The following is an 18159-nucleotide window of genomic DNA, read 5'->3' on the forward strand; positions in this document are numbered from 1 at the left end:
CGACAAACCGGAGCGAGCCGCCCATGACGCAGTTGTGCGGGCGCCGCCGGATCACTACTTTGTCGGCGGGCATGATGCCGTTCGGCAAAATCGAGAAAAGCCTTCATGAAGGTCGTTGAACGCTACATCATGCGCCGCGCGCTGACGATGTTCCTCGCGGCGCTGGTCTGGACGCTGGCGATCGTGTGGACCACGCAGGTTCTGGCCAAGATCGACCTCGTTACCGACAATGGCCAGTCGGCGCTGACTTTTTTCGAAGTCGCGGCACTCATCATCCCCTCGATCATCCCAATCGTGGTGCCGTTCGCCCTGGTGGTGGCGGTGGCGCAGACGCTGAGCGCCATGAACACCGATTCGGAGCTCGCCGTGCTCGGCGCCGCCGGCGCCTCGCGCTGGACGATCGCGCGACCGATCCTGCTGCTCGCGATAGCGGCTTGCGCGTTTTCCTTCATCGTCGACAACGCCATCGATCCCTACGCCAGGCAGAAGAACCGCCAGCTGGTGGCAGCATCGCGTGCCGACCTTCTGTCGCTGATCATCCAGGAAGGCACGTTCCGCAAGATCGACGAAGGCCTGTTCCTGCAGGTTGGCGAGCGGCTTCCCGGCAACCGGCTCGGCGGCATCTTCGTGGCCGATTCGCGCGAGGAAGGCGCCAGCCTGACCTACTACGCCAAGACCGGCAGCATCGTCGAAAAGGGCGACGAGAAGGTGCTGATGATGAATGACGGCGTCATCAACCGCAAATCGGTGACCGGCGACCTCTCCGTCATCCGCTTCACCTCCTATGCCTTCGATATGTCGGCGTTCATGTCGGCGGCGAACGACATCACGCTTTTGCCCAAGGACCGCACGACGCAATATCTGCTCAATCCGGACCCCAACGACAAGATGTTCCAGCGCGACCCGGGCAGCTACCGGGCGGAGCTCAACCAGCGCCTCGCCGAATGGTCCTATTCGCTGGTGTTCGCGCTGATCGCGCTTGCCGTTGCGGGCGACGCGCGCTCGCACCGGGAGGCGCGCATCAATCCGCTGATCACGGCAATCGCGATAGCGCTTTTCGTGCGATGGCTGGGCTTCTTCGCAGCAGGCAAGGCCGACAGGGTCTGGTACTATGTCTACCTGCTCTACGCCATACCGCTCATCGCCTCCGCGGTCTCGATCTGGTTCATCGTATCGTCTCGCACCATGGAATTGCCGGTCAGCTGGGCAGACTGGCTGACGGGCCTTGCCAAGCGTGCCGGCGACAACTGGACAACATTCAAGCTCTGGCTCGCCCGGCGCACTTCCGGCCAGGGAGCCTGACCATGGGCTGGACGCTGGGCCGTTATTTCTTTTTCCGTTACGTCTCGATCACCTTCTGGTTCTTCCTCGGCCTGCTGGCGCTGGTGTTCCTGATCGACTTTACCGAGCTTTCCGGCCGCACGACCGGGCTGCCCGGCTTCACCTACGGCACAGCCTTCGCCATTTCGGCGCTCAGGATGCCGATGATCATGCTGCAGACGGTGCCGTTCGTCGGACTGTTCTCGGCAATGGCAACGCTGGTGTCGCTCAACCGCCGCTACGAGCTGGTGATCGCCCGCTCGGCCGGCGTCTCGGCCTGGCAGTTCCTGTTTCCGTGCTGCGTCGGCGCGCTGATGTTCGGCGTGCTGTCGGTCGCCGTGATCAATCCGATCGCAGCGCATGGCTTTTCCTGGTCCGAGCAGATGGAGAACGACCTCAGGGCCGGCAAGTCGAACGCCGTGACGACCAACGTCACGCCCTGGCTCAGGCAGAAGACCGAATCGGGCGACACCATCATCGGCGCCCGCGCCATCCTCAATCAGGGGCTGGAGATGGCGGACGCGGTGTTTTTCATCCTCGACCCGCAGGGCAACATCGCCGAACGCAAGGATGCAGCCAAAGCCTTCCTGCGCGACGGCTATTGGGAATTGCAGGACGTAAAGGTCTTCAAGGGGGGCAATATCCAGGCGCTGGCGTCCGACAGGGTGCCGACCAATCTCAAGCCGGAATTCGTGCAGGAGCGCCTGGCGCGCCCGGAAACCATCCCCTTCTACGAGCTGCCGCGCAAGATCGAGGTTGCCCGTTCCTTCGGGCTCAAGGCAAACGCCTTCGCCATGCAGTTTGATTCGCTGGTCGCCTTGCCGTTCCTTCTCGTCGCCATGACGCTGATTGCTGCAACGGTTTCAATGCGATTTGCACGGATGGGACAGTCGGCAACGATGATTCTGGGTGGCGTCGTGGCCGGCTTTCTGCTTTATGTCGTTTCGGTACTGGTCAAGGCATTCGGTGTAGCCGGATTCGTGCCTACTGTGGTGGCTGCATGGGTTCCGGTTGTCGTGGCTATGTTCTTTGGGGTGACGTTTCTGCTATACAAGGAAGACGGCTAGTGAGGGAGGCGGTTTTGCGCAGCCATAGGCAGGCCGGTTTGGCACGCCTCTATGGGGCGACTGCCTTGGCGTGTCTGTTCGCTTGCGCGGTGCCGACGGCATCCGCGCTGGCGCAGCAGATCACTGCCAAGTCCGTCCCTTCCGGCACGCAGATGCTGCTGGCCGCCGATACGCTTGTCTATGACAACGACAAGCACACGGTGACGGCCGTCGGCGGCGTGCAGATCGACTATGGCGGCAACAAGCTGGTCGCCCAGCGCGTGGTGTACAACCGCGACACCAAGCGCCTTGTCGCCAGCGGCGCCGTCGAGTTGATCAACAGCGACGGCACCAAGGTCAATTCCGACCATATCGACATCACCGACGACTTCGCCGACGGCTTTCTCAACGCGTTGCGCGTCGAGACGATAGACAAAGCCTATTTCGCCGCCGAGAGCGCGGAGCGCATGGGCGGCGTGCTCACCACCTTCCACAACGGCGTCTACACCGCCTGCGAACCTTGCGAGGACAAGCCGGACAAAGCGCCGACCTGGCGCATCAAGGCGCGAAAGATCATCTGGAACGGCGAGAAGAAGACGGTCCGCTTCGAGAACTCGAATTTCGAATTCTTCGGCTACCCGCTCGCCTATCTGCCCGCCTTCGAGATCGCCGACCCGACGGTGAAGCACAAGAGCGGCTTCCTGATCCCCGGCATCGTCTACAACAACCATCTCGGCGTCGGCGTCAAAGTCCCGTATTACTTCGCCCTGTCTCCGACCTATGACCTGACCGTCACCGGCAGCGGCTATACCAAGCAGGGTTTCCTCGGCGAGGCCGAGTGGCGCCAGCGCTTCAACAACGGCCAGTACACGCTGAAGATCGCCGGCATCAATCAGCAGGATCCGAACGCGTTCATCGGCACGGGCAATCGCCCCACTGTCGATTCGGGTGATTTTAACGATCCGAACAAGTTCCGCGGCATGATGGGCACCAAGGGCCAGTTCGCCATCAACGAGCGCTGGGACTTCGGCTGGGACGTGCTGCTCCAGACCGACAAGAATTTCTCGCGCACCTACAACATCGAAGGCTACAACGACCTCGTCCACCAGTCGTCGATCTATCTGACGGGCTTGAGCGACCGCAATTATTTCGACGTTCGCGCCATGCGCTTCGAGGTGCAGGAAGACACGCTTTCCAGCGATCCGACGGCGCGTTCCGCCAAGCAGCCCTGGGTGCTGCCGTCTCTCGACTACGCCTATATCCCCGACACGTCGGTGGCCGGCGGCCAGTTGTCGTTCAACGTTAACGCTCGTGTTATCAGTCGCAACCGGCTGGACGAAACTCTTGACGGAGGCTCGGTTCTACGCGTTCCGGGTATAGAGGGCCAATCAAGCCGGCTGTCGGCGGAAGCCGAATGGAAGCGTACCTTCACTACCGACGACGGCCTGCAACTGACGCCATTGCTGGCGTTCCGTGGCGACGCCGGCTATGTCAACGCGAATTCGGCTTCGCTTGACGCAATTACGTCGATGGCTAACAATCCCGTGGTGGGCACACCCGGCGAGGACATGCGTTCCTCGCTTGCCCGCTACATGGCGACCCTCGGCCTCGAGGCGCGATGGCCGCTGTTGTTCTCGATGACAAGTTCCAGCCACGTCCTGGAGCCGACGGCGCAGGTCTTCGTGCGTCCGAACGAGCAATATGTCGGCGGGCTGGCCGTCCCGAACGAAGACGCGCAGAGCTTCGTCTTCGACGCCACCACGCTGTTCGAGCGCGACAAATTCTCGGGCTATGACCGCATAGAAGGCGGCACGCGCGCCAATGTCGGCTTCCGGTATTCAGGCGCCTATGACAATGGCTGGGCCACGAACGCCATCTTCGGCCAATCCTATCAGCTCGCGGGCGAGAACTCTTTCACCGCACCCGATCTCGTCAACGTTACGGCCGAGTCCGGCCTGGACAAGCGGACCTCGGATTATGTCGGCCTTGTCGGCTTCAACAGCCCGAGCGGTTTCTCCGGCTCGCTGAGCGGGCGTTTCGACGAGCAGACTTTCGAGGTCAGGCGCGCCGAAGTGAAGGCCGCCTATTCCAGCCTGCCGATATCGCTCAGCGCCAAATATGCCTTCATCGAGGCGCAGCCGCTCTATGGGTTCACCACCGACCGACACGAGCTCACGCTCGGCGCTTCGACCCATCTGGCGCAGAACTGGCGCCTGTTCGGCACCGGCACTTACGACATCGAGACAAATGTGCTGGTCAAGGACGGCGTCGGCTTCGCCTACAACGATACCTGCTTCACTTACATCATGACGTATTCGCAGACGCGCGACACCGTCACCAAGGAAGTGTCGCAGAACATCGGTTTCAACCTGTCGTTCCGCACGCTCGGCGATTTCGGTTCGTCAACAAGCGCGGTCGATACCATCCAGTGATCAAGCGGCGGGCGCGCGGTCTCCGAGCCGTGCGCCGGCTGGGGCGCTGATGGGCTTTGGTCTTGATTTGGAGCGTGTTCCTTCGAAAATGGGCGCGTTTCCCGGGGCCATGCGCCGGCGACATCGTTTCGCCGCATAAGATGGGCATGGGGTCGACTGCATCGCGCAGGCGTTCGGAGGACGCGCAGCGCCGCGATGGCGGAAAATCGGGATGGGGAAAATTAGGAAGGTAAGATGAGGAAATACCTGTTTTCAGCGGGATTCGCGCTTCTGGTGGCGGCCTCGATTTCGGTCACAGCTGTCGTGCGGCCTGCTTTCGCCGCTGAGATCAAGTATGTCGTCAACAACATGCCGATCACCACCGGCGACATCGCGCACCGCGCCGCCTTCTTCAAGCTGCAGCACAAGAAGGGCGATGCCGCGCAGGAGATGATCGACCAGACGCTGCGGCTGGCCGAGGCCAAGCGGCTCGGCATCCGCATCACCGACCAGCAGGTCGACGCCGCCTACCAGCGCTTCGCCTCGGGCAACAAGATGCCGCTGGCGAAACTCGACGCGATCATGACGCAGTCGGGCGTCACCGAGGAACATTTCAAGGAATTCATCCGTGCCCAGATGGCCTGGAACCAGGCGCTCAGCGCGCGCTACCGCTCCGGCGAAGGCGGCTCGGTGACCGAGCAGGACGCCGTGCGGCGCATGCTCGACAAGGGCGGCGCCAAGCCGACCGCGACGGAATACATGCTGCAGCAGGTGATCTTCGTGGTGCCGGCATCGGAGCGCGCCGGCACGCTCGCCAAGCGCAAGCGCGAGGCCGACGCCATGCGCGCCCGCTTCAGCGGCTGCAGCACCACGCGGGAATTCGCCAAGGGCCTGATCGACGTCACCGTGCGCGACCTCGGCCGCGTGCTGGCGCCGCAATTGCCGTCCGACTGGGCCGAGCAGATCAAGGCGACCAAGGTCGGCGCCGCGACGCCGACGCGCGAGACCGAGCGCGGCGTCGAGTTCATCGGCATCTGCTCCTCGCGCGAGGTTTCCGACGACAAGGCCGCGCAGATGGTGTTCCAGGCCGAAGGCAGCAACGACAAGGACGCCGACGAGCTCAGCAAGAAATATGTCGCCGAGCTGCGCCAGAAGGCCAAGATCGTCGAACGCTAGAGCCGGATGATTTCAGGTCGGTCCGACCCGAAATCTGAATCCGGCTCTAAATCAAAGAGATAGAGCATGATGTCGTCCGAAAACCGCTCCACACTTTTCGGCATCATGCTCTAGAGCCGGATGATTTCAGGTCGGTCCGATCCGGAATCCGAATCCGTCTCTAAACCGAAGAAACGAAGCATGATATCGCCCGAAGACCGCTGCATACTTTTCGGCATCATGCTCTGAGCGACAAGCGTGCGATACCGCAGCCAGCCGACCGCATGAGCACGCAGAAGACCCACGCGCCGCTGGCGCTCAGTGTCGGCGATCCCTCGGGCATCGGGCCCGAGATCGCCATTGCCGCCTGGCAGGCTGGCGACAGCGCGGGTGTGCCGCCCTTCTACCTGCTTGCCGACCCCGCTTTGATCGAGGCCCGCGCCCGCCTGGTCGGCGCGAATGTGACGATCGTCGAGACCTTGCCCGGACAGGCGGCGCACCACTTTGCCCGGGCTCTGCCTGTCGTTCCGCTCGATGCGCGTCATTTCGACAGCCCGGGAGAGCCGAACCCGGCCAACGCCGCCGGCACCATCGAAGCCATCGACCGCGCCGTCGCCGATTGTCTCGCGGGTCACGCAGCGGCGATAGTCACCTGCCCGATCGCCAAGAAGCCGCTCTATGATGCCGGATTTGGCTTTCCCGGCCACACCGAATATCTGGCGCATCTGGCTTCGCGCCACACTGGCAGGGACGTGACGCCGGTGATGTTGCTGGCGGGACCGGATCTGCGCACCGTTCCGGTGACCATCCACATCGCTTTGGCCGACGTGCCGAAGCTGCTCACGACGGAGCTGATCGTCGCGACCGCGCGCATCACCGCCGCCGATCTCGAGACCCGCTTCGGCATCGCGCGGCCGAAGCTTGCGATCGCCGGGCTCAACCCGCATGCCGGCGAAGGCGGCGCCATGGGCCTGGAGGATGCTGCGATCGTGACCCCGGCCGTCGAGATGCTCAAGGCGGAAGGGATCGACGCGATCGGACCGCTGCCGGCCGACACGATGTTTCATCCGCGCGCGCGCGCTTCCTATGACGCGGCGCTCTGCATGTATCACGACCAGGCGCTGATCCCGGCCAAGACCTTAGCCTTCGACGAGGCGGTGAACGTGACCCTGGGCCTGCCCTTTATCCGAACCTCGCCCGATCACGGCACCGCTTTCGATATTGCCGGCAAGGGTATTGCGCGCGCCGACAGCCTGATCGCCGCGCTAAGGCTGGCGCGCCGGCTGGCCGACAGCGGACGGCAGGCCACTGCCGCGTGAGGTTCCATTGAGCGGGCGCACCACAATCGACGGGTTGCCGCCGCTGCGCGAGGTGATCGAGCGGCATGGCCTGCAGGCCAAGAAGGCGCTCGGGCAGAATTTTCTGCTCGACCTCAACCTGACAGGCAAGATCGCGCGCGCCGCCGGCGATCTCGGCGAGGCGACGGTGATCGAGGTCGGCCCGGGTCCGGGCGGACTGACGCGGGCGCTTCTCTTCAACGGCGCGCGGCGCGTGATCGCCATCGAGCGCGACGAGCGCTGCCTCGAAGCGCTGGCCGAGGTCTCCAGCCATTATCCCGGTCGCCTGGAGGTCATTCCCGGCGATGCGTTGAAGACGGATTTTGCCGCGCTTGCCGGCGCGGCGAACGGCGGGCCGGTGAAGATCATTGCCAACCTGCCCTACAATATCGGCACCGAGCTTCTGATCCGCTGGCTGACGGTGGCCGATTGGCCGCCCTTTTACCAATCGATGACGCTGATGTTCCAGCGCGAGGTGGCGGAGCGCATCACGGCGGTCCCGGACAGCGACGGCTATGGCCGGCTCGGCGTCCTGGCCGGCTGGCGCACCGAGGCGAAGATCGCCTTCGACGTGCCGCCGCAGGCATTCACGCCGCCGCCGAAGGTCACCTCATCGGTGGTGCATCTGGTGCCACGCTTATCTCCCCTGCCCGTGGATGCCAGGAAATTGGGCCGGGTCACCGAGGCCGCCTTCGGCCAGCGCCGCAAGATGCTCAGGCAAAGCGTGAAGAGCCTTGGCGGCGAGGCGCTGCTGCTACGGGCCGGCATCGACCCGACGCGGCGGGCGGAGACGCTCAGCGTGGAAGAGTTTGTAAGGTTGACCAACGCGGTGTAGCTCTCTTCTCCCCGTTTACGGGCAGAAGTGCCGGCAGGCAGATGAGGGGCGGCGCGAGCTGCAAAAGTATGGCGCTCCCTATTCATCAGGTCCTTGGGGGTCACCCTCCCTCCGTCGACGGAAGGGGGAAGTTGCGCTGGCAACCGTCATTCAAACGCATTACATTCATGGCAAAGGAGCTAGCCATGTCAACGAACGCACTTGTCCAGACGCGTATCGACGCAGATATCCGGGATCGGGCTTCCGCGGTGCTCGAAAGCATGGGACTTACGGTCTCGGATGCGGTGCGGATACTCCTTACCCGAACCGCCAACGAGGGCGCGCTGCCCATCGATCTGCTCGCAAACAGCGAGGCTTATGATGTGTGGTTTCGCGCCAAGGTGCGCGAGGCTCTGGACGACACCCGAGCCGACATTCCCGACGATCAAGCCGAGGCGCATTTTGCCGAAAGACGCGCTGCAGCGCGTCGCAAAGTCAATGAGCCTAAATCTTGAGGATTACATGGTCGGCATTCGCGCTTTCGGATCGCGATGGGATATTCACGCATATCGAGGCTGACAACCCCACCGCTGCGGTCGCGATCGATGAGCGGATCGTCGCCGCAGTAGGCCGTCTCCGTGATTTTCCGGAGAGCGGCCGTACCGGCAGGCTTGCTGGAACACGAGAGCTTGTCATCGTCGGCACGCCATATGTCGCGGCCTATCAGATAGCTGAGAGCAGGATACGAATTCTGCGCGTGCTTCACGGAGCACAGCGTTGGCCGGACGACCTTGCAGGCAGCTGACGCTATTTATTCGACTTGTCCAGTCAGCCTCACCCCGTCTTCTCGTCCAGCAATCCCGAAATGAAGTCGAACAGCCCCGGCCGCCTGTCGCGGCGAAGCCGTTCCGCCGTGACGATGGCGCGGACCTCGGCGAAGGCGCGGTCGAGATCGTCGTTGACGATGACGAAGTCGTATTCCTTCCAATGCTCGATCTCGAGGCGGGCGTTCTTCAACCTGGTCTCGATGACCGATTCCTGGTCCTCGGCGCGGCGCTTCAGGCGCGCCTTTAATTCCTTCATCGACGGCGGCAGGATGAAGATCGAGACGATGTCGGCGCGCATCTTCTCCTTGAGCTGCTGGGCACCCTGCCAATCGATATCGAACAGCATGTCGCGGCCTTCGGCCAGCGCGATTTCCGCCGGCTCGCGCGGCGTCGCATAGCAATTGCCGTGCACTTCGGCCCATTCCAGCAGCGCATCGGAATCGCGCAGCCGCTCGAACTCGCGCATGGTGCGGAAGTGGTAGTGGACGCCCTCGATCTCCGAGCCGCGGCGCGGCCTTGTCGTGACGGAGACCGAAAGCTCGAGACTTCCATCGCTTTCGAGAAGATTGCGCGCGATCGTCGACTTGCCGGCGCCCGACGGCGACGACAGCACCAGCATCAATCCGCGGCGGCGGATGCGGGACCCCAGATCCCTGGCGGCCGTCGGCTCCTTGGCAACCATCCCGTCACTCCAGATTCTGGACCTGCTCGCGAAACTGGTCGACCACCGCCTTGAGCTCCAGCCCGATCGCAGTGACCGCGGCGGCGTTCGACTTGGAGCACAAGGTATTCGATTCGCGATTGAATTCCTGCGCCAGAAAATCGAGCTTGCGGCCAACGGCGGCGCCGCTTTTGAGCAGCGCGCGCGCCGAAGCGACATGCGTCTTCAGCCGGTCGATCTCCTCGCGGATGTCGGCCTTGGTGGCGAGGAAGGCCGCTTCCTGGTGCAGTCGGACGGCGTCGAGATTGGCCGAAGCATCCGTCAACAGGCGCACCTGCTCGGCGATACGCTCGCGGATTGCCGCGGGCTCGCGCGAGGGATCGGCTTCGGCCTTCAGCGTCAGCGCCTCGATGATATCGACATGACCGGCGAGAAGCGCGCCCAGCGCCGCGCCCTCGCTGCGGCGCGCCTGCTCCAGTCCGGCGAGCGCCATCGCAAGCGCAGACAGGACCGCCGCGTCGAGAGCGGCCCGCTCCTCCTCCGTCTCCACCGCTTCGGGAATGTCCAGCACACCGCGCAGGGAGAGCAAGCCGTCGGCGGTGGCGGGCTCGGTGCCAAACTGCTCCTGCAAACGCTTGGCCAGCCCTGCCAGGTCCCTGAGGAACGCCTCGTTGACCACCGGCTGGATTTGCCGTGCGGCGGCGCGGCCGACGGTCAACGTCGCTTGGAAATTGCCGCGCGCGAAACGCTTCTGAACGGTCTGCCGGACGGCGGTCTCCAGCCGGTCGAAACCTTGCGGTAACCTCAGCCTCACCTCGGCGCTCTTGCCGTTCACCGATTTCACCTCCCAGGCGATCGAGGTGCCCTCGCTTTCAGCGGCGCACCGCGCAAAACCGGTCATGCTTTGCAGGCTCATTGCCCTGTCGTCCCCTTGTCGCAGCCAAGGCATGCATTGCCCAGCGCTGCGCGCCCAAAAATCGCCGGACGATCGGCCGGCGCCCCCTCAAAACATGAATATGGCCTCGCGTCAAAGGACGCGTGCTTCTGTGTGGTGCATGTCGTTTTTCCCAAAACCGCTGCGCACTTTTGGGTGACATGCAGTGAGTTTCGATGCATGTCGTTTTTCCCAAAACCGCTGCGCACTTTTGGGCGACATGCAGTGAGTTTCGATGCATGTCGTTTTTCCCAAAACCGCTGCGCACTTTTGGGCGACATGCATGGCGCCTATTGCGCGTCGTCGCCGCCGGCGTCGCCATTCTCGCCATTGGCCCCGGCGTCGCTGCTGTCGGCGTTGCCATCGGGGCCTGCCGGCGCCGTCGTCTGGCCGGAGGCCTTGGCGGCGGCATCAGCCTGCTTCTTCTGCAGCGCTCGGTAACGGGCGACGTTCTGGTTGTGCTCTTCCAGCGTCGCTGCAAAGACATGGCCGCCATTGCCGTCGGCGACGAAATAGAGGTCGTCGGTCTTGGACGGATTGGCGACCGCTTCGAGCGCCGCGCGGCCCGGATTGGCGATCGGCGTCGGCGGCAGGCCCTTGATCATGTAGGTGTTGTAGGGCGTCTGCTTGTCGAGGTCCGACTGGTAGATCGGCCGGTCCGCCGGCTTTCCCTTGCCGCCGAACAGGCCGTAAATGATGGTCGGGTCGGACTGCAGCCGCATGCCCTTGGCCAGGCGGTTGAGGAACACCGCGGCGACGCGGGAGCGCTCGTCGCTCCTGCCCGTTTCCTTCTCGACGATCGAGGCGAGCGTGACGAAGTCGTCGATGTTGGCGATCGGCAGGTCGGCCGCGCGATGCGACCAGACATCCTCGACCAGCTTCTTCTGGTCGGCGACCAGCTTGTCGACCATTTGCTGCCTGGTGGCGCCGCGGGTGAAGCGCAGCGTGTCGGTGGCGATGGTACCTTCCGGCGGCAAGGTCGGCGGCATGTCGCCGGTGAGCGCCTCCTGATCGGCGACGCGCTGCAGCGCCTGCTCGACCGTCAGCCCTTCGGGAATGGTGAGCGAGTACATCACCGACTTGCCGCTCTTGAAGAGCTCCATGATGTCGCGCATCGAGGCGCGCGGCTTGATGGCGTATTCGCCAGCCTTGAGCGCCGATTCATTGCCCGTGGCGCGCACGCCGAGCCGGAAGATGCGGGCATCGCTGATCAGGCTGCGGCGTTCCAGCTGGTCGGCAATTTCCTGCACGCCGGTGTTCGGCTTGATCATGAAGGTGTCGCCATTGGCGGACGGGCCGGGCTCGACGAAAGCCTGCATGCCGAAATAGAGCGCCGCACCTGAGGCGAGCACCGCAAGGATAACCATGGAGAGAAAGAAATTCAGGAACACGACGAACTGGCTGCGCGAGGCGCGCGAGCGCTTCGACGGCGGCGGCGTGCCGGCTTCCGGGCGCAACGCCTCGGCCGCGGTCTTCGGCATGATCGGCACCTTTGTGCCCTGCCGTGCGAAATCCCCGTCGCCGCCCGGATTTGTGCTCCCAGGATTTGTGCTCATGGCGCGCCCTACCGTCTGATCTTGCAACGAATCCCCTAGCTACAAACTAGGGGAGAATTTGGCAAAAATGACGGCAGATGGCGGGCCTGCCGGCTGGTTGTGGATTTCCGGGCAATCCCGGGCGGAAAGGCGCTGAGCACCCTTCCCGGGATTGCCCGGGTTGGCCTTTCAGCCATTGTAGCGCTGGAACACGAGCGAGGCGTTGGTGCCGCCGAAGCCGAAGGAATTCGACAGCGCGACATCGATCTGGCGCTGGCGCGGCTTGTTCGGCACGAGATCGATCGCCGTCTCGCGTTCCGGATTGTCGAGATTGATGGTTGCCGGCGCGACGTTGTCGCGGATGGCGAGGATCGAGAAGATCGCTTCCGCGGCACCCGCGGCGCCGAGCAGATGGCCGATCGACGACTTGGTCGACGACATCGAGATCTTCGAGGCGGCATTGCCGACCAGCCGCTCGACGGCGCCGAGCTCGATCGTGTCGGCCATGGTCGAGGTGCCGTGCGCGTTGATGTAGTCGACGTCGGCCGGCGAGAGTTTCGCCCGGTTCAGCGCCGCCATCATGCAGCGGAAGGCGCCATCGCCATCTTCGGCCGGCGCGGTGATATGGTGGGCATCGCCGGTCAGGCCATAGCCGGTGACCTCGGCATAAATCTTGGCACCGCGCGCCTTGGCGTGCTCCAGCTCTTCCAGGACGACAACGCCCGCGCCCTCGCCCATGACGAAGCCGTCGCGGTCGCGATCGTAGGGACGCGAAGCTGTCTCGGGGCTGTCATTGCGCTCGGTGGACAGCGCCCGGCAGGCGGCGAAGCCGGCAATCGACAGCCGGGTGACCGGCGCCTCGGCGCCGCCGGCCAGCATCACATCGGCATCGCCCCACATGATCAGCCGGGCGGCGTCGCCAATGGCGTGCGCGCCGGTCGAGCAGGCGGTGACCACCGCATGGTTCGGGCCTTTCAGTCCGTGGCGGATGGAAACCTGGCCAGAAACCAGGTTGATGATCTGTCCGGGGATGAAGAAGGGGCTGATGCGGCGCGGACCGCGTTCCTTCAGGATCATCGCGTTCTCGGCGATGCCGTCGATGCCGCCGATGCCGGAGCCGATCAGAACGCCGGTGGCGCACTGGTCCTCATGTGTCTCGGGCTTCCAGCCGGAATCGGCCAGCGCCTCGTCGGCTGCCGCGATGCCGTAGAGGATGAACTCGCCGATCTTGCGCAGTTCCTTCGGCTCGAGCACTGCCTCCGGATTGAAGGTGCCGTTCGAGCCGTCGCCGCGCGGAATGATGTGGGCGATCTTGCAGGCAAGATCGTCCACCTCGAATTCGGTGACGCGCCGGCAGGCGCTGCGGCCGGAGAGCAATTCCCGCCAGCTATGCTCGACGCCCATGCCGAACGGCGAAAGCAGGCCAAGGCCCGTGACGACGACACGCCTCATCGCAGGTCCTCCCCGGTGATGCCTGCGAAAGAACTCAGGCCGAGGCCTTGTCGATATACTTGACGGCGTCGCCGACGGTGAGGATGGTCTCGGCCGCATCGTCCGGAATCTCGACGCCGAACTCTTCTTCGAACGCCATGACGAGTTCAACCGTGTCGAGGCTGTCCGCGCCCAGATCGTCGATGAAGCTCGCCTGTTCCGTCACCTTGTCGGCGTCGACGCCGAGATGCTCGATGACGATCTTCTTGACGCGCTCTGCGGTGTCACTCATTTGGGGCAATCCTCGTCTTAGGTTGTCTATCTTCGTTAGCGGGCGGAATGCCGCTAATCAAGCTGAAAGATGGTCTTGCGGGCAACGCAACGCCACAGGACCGGTTTTTGCCCGAACCGCCGGGTTGCGGGCCGCATTACACGAAAAATGACGGGCGTCCAAGCCGAAATGGCTGTTTTCACAGGCGCCCGCCCTGCCTCAGATCATTGCCATGCCGCCGTTGACGTGAATGGTCTGGCCGGTGACATAGGCCGCCTCGTTTGAGGCGAGATAAGCGACGGCGGACGCCACTTCAACACTGGTGCCCATGCGCCGGGTCGGGATCGCGGCCATGATCGTCTCTTTCTGCTTGTCGTTGAGCTTGTCGGTCATGGCCGATTCTATGAAGCCCGGGGCGACGCAGTTGACGGTGATGTTGCGGGTGGCGATCTCCTGCGCCAGCGACTTGGAAAAGCCGATCATGCCTGCCTTGGAGGCGCAGTAATTGGTCTGGCCGGGATTGCCGGTGACGCCGACCACCGAGGTGATGTTGATGATGCGGCCATGGCGGCGGCGCATCATCGGATGGGTCAGCTCGCGGGTCAGCCGGAACACGGCGGTGAGGTTGACCTCGATCACAGAATCCCAGTCGGCGTCCGATATGCGCACGAACAGGCCGTCCTTGGTGATGCCGGCATTGTTAACCAGGATGTCGACGCCCTCGAGATCGGCCTCCGCTTTCTGGCCGAGCGCCTTGACCGCGTCGCGGTTCGTCAGGTCCGCCGGAAACAGTTTTACGCGGTCGCCCAATTCGCCCGCCAAGGCTTCCAGCTTCTCCACACGGGTGCCGTGCAGGCCGACGATCGCGCCCTGGCTGTGCAGCACCCTGGCGATCGCCTCGCCGATGCCTCCCGATGCACCGGTGACGAGCGCCTTGCGGCCGGTCAGTTCGAACATTTTCCAACCTCATTTTTGCGCGCCACAGGCGATGCGCGTTCCGTATACGTTAAATCGTCCAAACCGTGCCAGAAATCTTCGGCATTAAGGATATTTTCCTGTCCAAGCCCGATGCTCTTCACGACCTCAGCTGCGAGGCGATAGTCCTCACGGTCTCGCGAGCGCTGGACCTTGCTCCGCCTTGGCTTTGATCTGACCATATCGCACCTATGATAGGTTCCTAGCCAAGCGCCGCCAGCGCCGCCTCGACCTCCGCCGCCGTGCCGATGGCGCCGGTGGCGATGTCGCGGTTGATGCGGCGCGCCAGGCCCGACAGCACCCTGCCTGCGCCGACTTCATAGAGGCTCGCGACGCCGTTGGCGCCAAACCATTCCACCGTCTCTCGCCAACGCACGCGGGCGACCACCTGCTCGACCAAGCGGCGGGCGATCTCATCGGGGTCGCTGGTCGGGGTTACGGTGACGTTCGAGACGATCGGAACCACCGGCGCGGATTTCGCGACACCGGCCAGTGCCTCGCGCATGATGTCGGCGGCCGGCGTCATCAGCGCCGAATGAAAGGGGGCGGAAACCTGCAGCATCAGCGCCCGCTTGGCGCCTTTTTCGGTGCACAGCTTCGCCGCCAGCTCGACCGCCGGCCTGGCGCCGGAGATCACCAGCTGGCCGCCGCCATTGTCGTTGGCGACCTGGCAGACGGAGCCGTTGCCGACCTCGCGAGCTGCCTCGGCGCAAGCGGACTCGACGTCGGCCTGTTCCAGCCCGATGATCGCGGCCATGGCGCCCTCGCCGGCCGGCACCGCCGCCTGCATGGCGTTGCCGCGGGTCCGAAGTAGCCGCGCCGCGTCACCGACCGAAACGAAGCCGGCCGCGGCAAGCGCGGAATATTCACCAAGCGAATGGCCGGCGACATAAGCCACCTTGTCCTTCAAAGAGAAGCCGCGCGCTTCGAGCGCGCGCATCGCCGCCAGCGACACCGCCATCAGCGCCGGCTGGGCGTTGGCGGTCAGCGTCAGCGTCTCTTCCGGTCCTTCCCAGATGAGTTTCGACAGTTTTTCGCCGAGCGCGGCGTCCACTTCCTCGAAGACGCGGCGTGCTTCGGGGAATGCATCGGCGAGGTCCTTACCCATGCCGACGGCCTGGCTGCCCTGTCCCGGAAAGGTGAATGCGACGGCCATTTGAGGTCTCTCCAGAGGCTGATTTTGTCTGCCTCTGGCGCAAGGCGGACAGCCAAGTCAAGCCCGCAGGCGTCTCTTCGGCCTGCATTTCGGCCGGAAGAACCGGCTGACTGCCTGTTCCAAAAGGCCTTTTACTTGATCACACCTGATGAAAACCGCTCACGTTTAGTTTGCTGGCTCTTCTTATTTCCGCCACAGGCGCTAGCTTTGCGTGACATTTCGATGACAGTAGCGTGACGCGAGTGGAAGACGCGTGACAAGGGCCGGGGAAGCAAAGTGGCAAGGATCAGGAAAGGCGCGGCCAAACCCGCGCCGCAATTTTTGGAAGACGATCCGTCCACCGGCTATCTGCCGGGACGAGCCTGGCCGACCGTACGCTACGGCCTGTCGACGCTTCTTGCCTCAGCCCTGCTCGTCTTCGCGATCGAGCTGATCGTACGCGGCGATTTCTTCGGCACAGTCGATTTCTTCATGCAGCCCTTCAAGCCCGGCTGGACCACCATCATCGTCTTCGCCCTGGTGCTGCTCGGACTGGACGCCATACTCGGCCGCAGCCACCAGAGCCTGATGATCGTGGCGCCGCTGACGCTGGCGCTGGCCTTTGTCGGCCACCAGAAATCGCGTTACCTCGGCGACCCGCTCTATCCCACGGATTTCCTGTTTGCCCGCCAGATCGTGGCGCTGATGCCGCTTCTGGTGCGCGAGCGCCCGTGGACGGCCGTCATGCTGGCGGTCGGCATCGTCGGTGGCCTGACGCTGCTCGTCTACGGCTGGCGGACCTGGCGCCGGCGAGTGCCCATCCTCAGCCGCAAGGGCCGCCTGGCGCGGCTGGCGCTTGCCGTGCCGCTGCTCGCCTTCTTCGTCTCGATCATGGACTACGCCACCTTCTCGTGGACGCGCGACCGGCTGCAGATCATCCCGATCATGTGGGACCAGAAGGAGAACTACGCCTCCAACGGCTTTGCGCTGGCCTTCGCGATGAACGTGCCGATGGCGCATGTCGCGGCGCCGCCCGGCTATTCCGAGAAGACGATGGCCGCGATCCAGCGCCCCGACGTCGCCGCTTCCGTGCCGGACGAGAAGCCGGATATCGTGGTGGTGATGAGCGAATCCTTCTGGGATCCGACGCATCTGCCCGGCGTCACCATCAAGCCCGACCCGATCCCGACGGTCAGGGCGTTGCGCTCCGGCTCGATGTTCTCGCCCGAGTTCGGGGGCATGACGGCCAATATCGAGTTCGAGGCGCTGACCGGCTTTTCCAACGCCTTCCTGCCGGCCGGCTCGATCCCCTATCAGCAATATGTGCGCACCCCGACGCCGTCGCTGGCGACCTTCCTGAAGAGCCAGGGCTACCGGGCGCGCGCCATCCATCCCGGCACCAACTGGTTCTGGAACCGCGGCGCCGTCTATGCCGATTTCGGCTTCAACGACTTTCGCTCCGAAGAGACGCTGCCGCCGATGGAAAAGCGCGGGCCGCTGGCTTCCGACGCGGCGATGACCGACGAGATCATCCGCGAGGCCGACGCCAGCGACGATCCGGTGTTCCTGTTCGCCGTCAGTCTGCAGAACCACGGTCCTTACGAGCCCTACCGCTACTACAACCCGACGCATTCGATCGACGCGCCGATCAGTTCCTGGGCGCGGGAATCGCTGCTTTCCTATGCCGAGGGGTCGGCCGACGCCGACCGCGGCCTGCAGCGCCTGATCGACTGGGCGAAGGCCCGCCAGCGGCCGACCATCATCGCCTTCTTCGGCGACCATCTGCCGCCGCTCGGACCTGTGTATGTCGAGACCGGCTTCCTCAAGGACAATGTCGCGCCGCGCAAGGAGCCGGCGGTCGCCGCGCTCGAACACCACGACACGCCTTTGGTCATCTGGTCGAACCGCTCCGGTCCGGTCGAGAACATTGGCTCGGTGAGCCCGGCCTTCCTGCCCTACCATATCCTGACCACGGCAGGCATCAGCCACCCCTATTACACCGGCTTCCTCGGCGCGCTGCGCGAACACTACCGGGTGGTCGACCGCAACCTGCTCCTGTCGCCCGTGGGCGAAGCAACGCCGGATTGGGCGAGGCAGAAGCAGATCGATCCGAAGATCAACGATTTCCGGCTCATCCAATACGACATGATGTTCGGCAAGCGGCTCTCGGCGCCCGACTTCTTCCCCGAGACGGTGAACAGGCTGGTCGCGCATACAAGCTGAGCTGAGCGCGGTCACAGCCGATCGCGGCTATCCCGGTCCGTGGCGGGAAACGATGCTTCGATGCCGGGCTTTGGAAAAGTTTTG

Annotated in this window: 16 protein-coding genes; 9 read left to right on the forward strand and 7 right to left on the reverse strand. The window is 63.9% G+C overall.

Annotated features, from left to right (window positions below):
- Positions 1-105: 105 nt before the first annotated feature.
- The 8 genes from lptF (at position 106) to FJ419_RS26305 (ending at position 8888) form a co-directional block, all read left to right on the forward strand.
- The gene (gene lptF, locus FJ419_RS26270; protein WP_140700133.1) at positions 106-1302 is read left to right on the forward strand and encodes an LPS export ABC transporter permease LptF; all 1197 of its coding nucleotides are present in this window, start codon (positions 106-108) and stop codon (positions 1300-1302) included.
- A gap of 2 nt (positions 1303-1304) precedes the next feature.
- Positions 1305-2387, forward strand: coding sequence for an LPS export ABC transporter permease LptG (lptG, locus tag FJ419_RS26275; RefSeq protein WP_140540859.1), 1083 nt, complete (start codon positions 1305-1307; stop codon positions 2385-2387).
- Entirely contained in the window at positions 2387-4798 is a 2412-nt protein-coding gene (locus FJ419_RS26280) for an LPS-assembly protein LptD (protein ID WP_181170814.1), read from the forward strand. The genes lptG and FJ419_RS26280 overlap by 1 nt, the downstream gene beginning before the upstream one ends.
- A gap of 234 nt (positions 4799-5032) precedes the next feature.
- A complete protein-coding gene (locus FJ419_RS26285) occupies positions 5033-5953 on the forward strand; it encodes a peptidylprolyl isomerase (protein WP_140700139.1) in 921 nt (306 codons plus the stop codon).
- 263 nt (positions 5954-6216) lie between these two features.
- Positions 6217-7251: a 4-hydroxythreonine-4-phosphate dehydrogenase PdxA gene (gene pdxA, locus FJ419_RS26290; protein WP_140700142.1), complete on the forward strand. Its 1035-nt coding sequence runs from the start codon at positions 6217-6219 to the stop codon at positions 7249-7251.
- A 7-nt stretch (positions 7252-7258) separates the two neighbouring features.
- The gene (gene rsmA / locus FJ419_RS26295; protein WP_140700145.1) at positions 7259-8104 is read left to right on the forward strand and encodes a 16S rRNA (adenine(1518)-N(6)/adenine(1519)-N(6))-dimethyltransferase RsmA; all 846 of its coding nucleotides are present in this window, start codon (positions 7259-7261) and stop codon (positions 8102-8104) included.
- 185 nt (positions 8105-8289) lie between these two features.
- Positions 8290-8598, forward strand: a complete 309-nt coding sequence (locus FJ419_RS26300) for a type II toxin-antitoxin system RelB/DinJ family antitoxin (RefSeq protein ID WP_140700148.1) — start codon at positions 8290-8292, stop codon at positions 8596-8598.
- Positions 8595-8888 carry a type II toxin-antitoxin system RelE/ParE family toxin gene (locus tag FJ419_RS26305; protein ID WP_140700152.1) on the forward strand — a complete coding sequence of 98 codons (294 nt, stop codon included), beginning with the start codon at positions 8595-8597 and terminating at the stop codon, positions 8886-8888. Before FJ419_RS26300 ends, FJ419_RS26305 begins: the two co-directional genes overlap by 4 nt.
- A gap of 29 nt (positions 8889-8917) precedes the next feature.
- Here the strand turns inward: FJ419_RS26305 and gmk are convergent, their stop codons facing one another.
- The 7 genes from gmk to fabD form a co-directional block, all read right to left on the reverse strand.
- Positions 8918-9592, reverse strand: coding sequence for a guanylate kinase (gmk, locus tag FJ419_RS26310; RefSeq protein WP_095767013.1), 675 nt, complete (start codon positions 9590-9592; stop codon positions 8918-8920).
- A 4-nt stretch (positions 9593-9596) separates the two neighbouring features.
- Complete coding sequence (locus FJ419_RS26315; RefSeq protein ID WP_140700155.1) at positions 9597-10487, reverse strand: YicC/YloC family endoribonuclease; 891 nt, start codon at positions 10485-10487, stop codon at positions 9597-9599.
- Between the two features lie 308 nt (positions 10488-10795).
- Positions 10796-11986, reverse strand: a complete 1191-nt coding sequence (mltG, locus tag FJ419_RS26320; protein WP_246679393.1) for an endolytic transglycosylase MltG — start codon at positions 11984-11986, stop codon at positions 10796-10798.
- A 243-nt stretch (positions 11987-12229) separates the two neighbouring features.
- Positions 12230-13492, reverse strand: coding sequence for a beta-ketoacyl-ACP synthase II (gene fabF / locus FJ419_RS26325; RefSeq protein ID WP_095767010.1), 1263 nt, complete (start codon positions 13490-13492; stop codon positions 12230-12232).
- 34 nt (positions 13493-13526) lie between these two features.
- The gene (locus tag FJ419_RS26330) at positions 13527-13763 is read right to left on the reverse strand and encodes an acyl carrier protein (protein WP_006203723.1); all 237 of its coding nucleotides are present in this window, start codon (positions 13761-13763) and stop codon (positions 13527-13529) included.
- A 198-nt stretch (positions 13764-13961) separates the two neighbouring features.
- Positions 13962-14699 (reverse strand): 3-oxoacyl-[acyl-carrier-protein] reductase, encoded by a 738-nt coding sequence (gene fabG, locus FJ419_RS26335; protein ID WP_140700161.1) that lies wholly within the window; start codon positions 14697-14699, stop codon positions 13962-13964.
- Positions 14700-14919: 220 nt separating this feature from the next.
- The gene (gene fabD / locus FJ419_RS26340; RefSeq protein WP_140700163.1) at positions 14920-15873 is read right to left on the reverse strand and encodes an ACP S-malonyltransferase; all 954 of its coding nucleotides are present in this window, start codon (positions 15871-15873) and stop codon (positions 14920-14922) included.
- A 276-nt stretch (positions 15874-16149) separates the two neighbouring features.
- Between fabD and FJ419_RS26345 the strand changes: the two genes are divergently transcribed.
- A complete protein-coding gene (locus FJ419_RS26345; RefSeq protein ID WP_140700165.1) occupies positions 16150-18075 on the forward strand; it encodes an LTA synthase family protein in 1926 nt (641 codons plus the stop codon).
- Positions 18076-18159 lie beyond the last annotated feature (84 nt).

The sequence above is a fragment of the Mesorhizobium sp. B2-6-2 genome (assembly GCF_006440615.1).
Lineage (GTDB): Bacteria > Pseudomonadota > Alphaproteobacteria > Rhizobiales > Rhizobiaceae > Mesorhizobium.